This window comes from Alkalibacterium sp., assembly GCF_046484155.1.
Classification (GTDB): Bacteria; Bacillota; Bacilli; order Lactobacillales; family Carnobacteriaceae_A; genus Alkalibacterium.
The window spans coordinates 1-3,021 of the sequence record NZ_JAWOBT010000065.1; the positions used below are offsets into that span (position 1 = coordinate 1).

The following is a 3,021-nucleotide window of genomic DNA, read 5'->3' on the forward strand; positions in this document are numbered from 1 at the left end:
TCTGACGGTTCAATCGTGATTTCCTCGAAATTCAGGATGGCTTCTCTATTGACCTTTTCAAGTGCTTTTCTCACATTCTCAAGATTCGTTGAGGGATAAAGGCGTATTTGAATAAGGACACGCATATCTGAGGGTGATTGATTGCTGACGATCGTAATCGCACGATTTGGGATGAAATGAGTCGTTCCATCAAAGTCTTTTACTTTGGTCGTTTTTAGATTAACATCTTCCACAGTGCCGGTGATATCACTGATTTTAACCACATCACCCACATCCATTTGCTTCTCAAGCAAGATCATAAAGCCATTAACGATATCCGATACAAAACCCTGTGCACCGAGGGATAACGCTAAACCGAGGACACCGGCACTGGCTATCAGAGGTCCTACTTGAAAACCGAGTAATTCAAGAATAGTATAAACCAGAAAAAAATAGATGACAGCATTAAAAATGTTCTTACTTAATTTATACAAGGTATTTAAGCGATTAGGAACGGTATTTCTCTGATTCATATACCGAGTAAATACTTTTTCGATGACATAACGTCCAACCCGTTTTATGGTAAAGAAAACAATCAGCGCGAATACAATTTGTAAAAGTGTAATAATTACTGACCAGGCAATCTCCTGCCACTGGATGGCATCCACTAATTCGGTCAGTAAACTCGTCTGTTCTTCAATTTTTTCAAGCGCTTCATTAGTTTGATCCATATAGTCTCCTTTAGGAATATTTAGTAATAAGCATGGTCATTAACTATTTTAACATGTTTTGGTAAAGATACAATTCATCTATTTGATTTGTTTTTTAAATCATCTTAGTTGCATTTAAAAGACATTAAATGGTAATCTTGAACTATACAGAAAAGAAGGAAGAGGGATAATTATGACAGGTGGAGAAATAGCAGCATTAATTGCAGCAATAGCATTTGCGGTACTCGTTTTAGGTTTAGTATACGTGTTATTCAAGGTAGCAAAAATGATATCTGAATTGAACACGACAGTGGAAGAAGCGAATAAGAGTTTAAGTACTATAACGAAGGATGCAGATTTATTGCTTATCGAGGTAGAAGGGTTGCTTAACAAGACCAATGTCACTTTGGATGATGTCAATGGTAAGTTGGGATTAACAGATCCATTATTCAAAGCCGTAGGAGATTTAGGTGAATCCGTTTCAAGTTTAAACAATTCGACACGTAGTTTAACGACTCATTTAGCAAGTGCCTCCAAAAAAGGTGCAAGTATGGGCATTGCTAAAAAAGTTGGATCGAAAATGAGTAAAGACGAACGTAAATAAACAAACTAAATAATAGAAAAGTGAGGAAATTATATGTATAGAGATAATAAAGAATGTTTTGTTTTAGGAATATTAGTAGGAGGTGTAGTCGCAGGTCTTACTGCCGGTCTTGCTACACTGCTGTTTGCCCCGAAATCAGGTGAAGAAGTCCGTGGTGACATCAAAGATCATACGGTTAAAACCAAAGACCAGGCAAAAGATTATGTGAATAAAGCAAAAGATAAAGGCTTGGAATTGAAAGATTCTGTGCGTCAAACGAGTTCAGAGTACTTAGAGAGCGCAACAGCAACGTTTGAACAACTGACAAACCAAGTAGGAACTGATTTAGACGAGGCAAAAGAAAATTTAGACAAAATCAAAGAAGAAGCCAAAGATACTGCCGAAAATGTCAAAGGCAAAATGAATAAAGAAGACAAGGGTTCATCAAAAAATGATCCGACCACTCCGCAAGCAACGTTATAATCACTTGGTTGTGATTCAGATGATTCATCTGAAGACGAGAAAGAGGTCAATTAATTTAATGCTGAAGACAAATAAAAAATTCTAAATAATTAGGGAGAAGGATGCGGCTAACGTCGTATCCTTCTTCTTTACTAAAGGAGAATAACAGAAGTCGAGTCCGTTGTCCTGAAAACAGCCGGAACGGTATCGGTGCTGCTCAAACAGAAAAGTGAAGATGACGAACAGGGTGCGTTGGGAAATTTGAATTAAAAAGAAAAAGCGAGAAAGAAGGATTCGGATGGTTATCAGTTTAATGGATGCCTTAAAACTAATTTCAGTCAGCGTCGTTAGTTTCATTGCGATTGTTTTTATTCTGCGTATTTCCGGGAAGAGAACGCTATCCAAAATGAATGCCTTTGATTTTATTATCACCGTTGCGTTAGGTTCGGTTCTAGCCACGACAATTGTCAACTATAAAGATTCATTCTGGAATGGCCTTTTGACATTTGCTATGCTGGTAGGGTTACAGTACGCTGCTACATGGCTATCCGTCCGGTTTAAACCGATTCGGTCCATACTGAAATCGCAGCCTGCGTTACTTTTTTACGAGGGAGAATTTCTTCATGAGGCTTTAACAAATGAACGCATCACAAGAGGAGAGTTAAAACAATCCATAAGAAAATCTGGATTTGTTTCATTCGATGAGATTTCAGCGATCATATTAGAAACTGACGGAACCTTAACAGTAATGAGCAAGTCAGGGAAAAATCAAATACAAAAAGATGATTTTATCTTTACTGAATAAACAACAAAAACCGACAAGTAGAGAGGGTTTCACCTCAATCTACTTGCCGGTTTTTTTAGCTCACGCTATTATCGGTAATTCAATCAGTTCTTTTTTTGTATGTGTAAAGGGTATTGCTCCTGATGCACTGACGTATATACAGTCTTCAATACGCACGCCGAAAAAAGCTTCGATATAAATGCCTGGTTCTATTGAAAAACACATATTTTCTTTTATCTCGACTTCGACATCAGGTGCTATATTAGGATATTCATGGACGGACTTCCCTAACCCATGGCCCAGTCTATGAGTGAAGTAATCCCCATAACCGGATTCTTCAATATGTGTTCGGGCGATATCGTCGATGTCACCGGCCAGAATGCCTGGTTTAACAAAGGCTTGTGCCTTTTCCTGAGCTTCTTTGACAATTGTGTAAATAACCTTTGTTTTTTCATCAGCCTTACCGTAAACGATGGTCCGAGTCATATCGCTTGTGTAGCCAT

5 protein-coding genes are annotated in these 3,021 nt (G+C 38.0%); 3 read left to right on the plus strand and 2 right to left on the minus strand.

Features of this window, described 5'->3' with window-relative positions; all coding sequences use genetic code 11:
• On the minus strand, window positions 1-710 hold a 710-nt coding region (locus R6U02_RS05080), incomplete at its 3' end, for a mechanosensitive ion channel family protein (protein WP_410262553.1).
• A 172-nt stretch (window positions 711-882) separates the two neighbouring features.
• Between R6U02_RS05080 and R6U02_RS05085 the strand changes: the two genes are divergently transcribed.
• The 3 genes from R6U02_RS05085 to R6U02_RS05095 all read left to right on the plus strand — a co-directional run bounded on the left by R6U02_RS05085 (window position 883) and on the right by R6U02_RS05095 (window position 2,539).
• Entirely contained in the window at window positions 883-1,293 is a 411-nt protein-coding gene (locus tag R6U02_RS05085; RefSeq protein WP_410262554.1) for a DUF948 domain-containing protein, read from the plus strand.
• A gap of 33 nt (window positions 1,294-1,326) precedes the next feature.
• Window positions 1,327-1,755 (plus strand): YtxH domain-containing protein, encoded by a 429-nt coding sequence (locus R6U02_RS05090; RefSeq protein WP_410262555.1) that lies wholly within the window; start codon window positions 1,327-1,329, stop codon window positions 1,753-1,755.
• A 277-nt stretch (window positions 1,756-2,032) separates the two neighbouring features.
• Entirely contained in the window at window positions 2,033-2,539 is a 507-nt protein-coding gene (locus R6U02_RS05095) for a DUF421 domain-containing protein (RefSeq protein WP_410262556.1), read from the plus strand.
• 60 nt (window positions 2,540-2,599) lie between these two features.
• Here R6U02_RS05095 and R6U02_RS05100 read toward each other — a convergent pair.
• Window positions 2,600-3,021, minus strand: a 422-nt coding sequence (locus R6U02_RS05100) for a M24 family metallopeptidase (RefSeq protein ID WP_410262557.1), incomplete at its 5' end; no start/stop codon positions are given.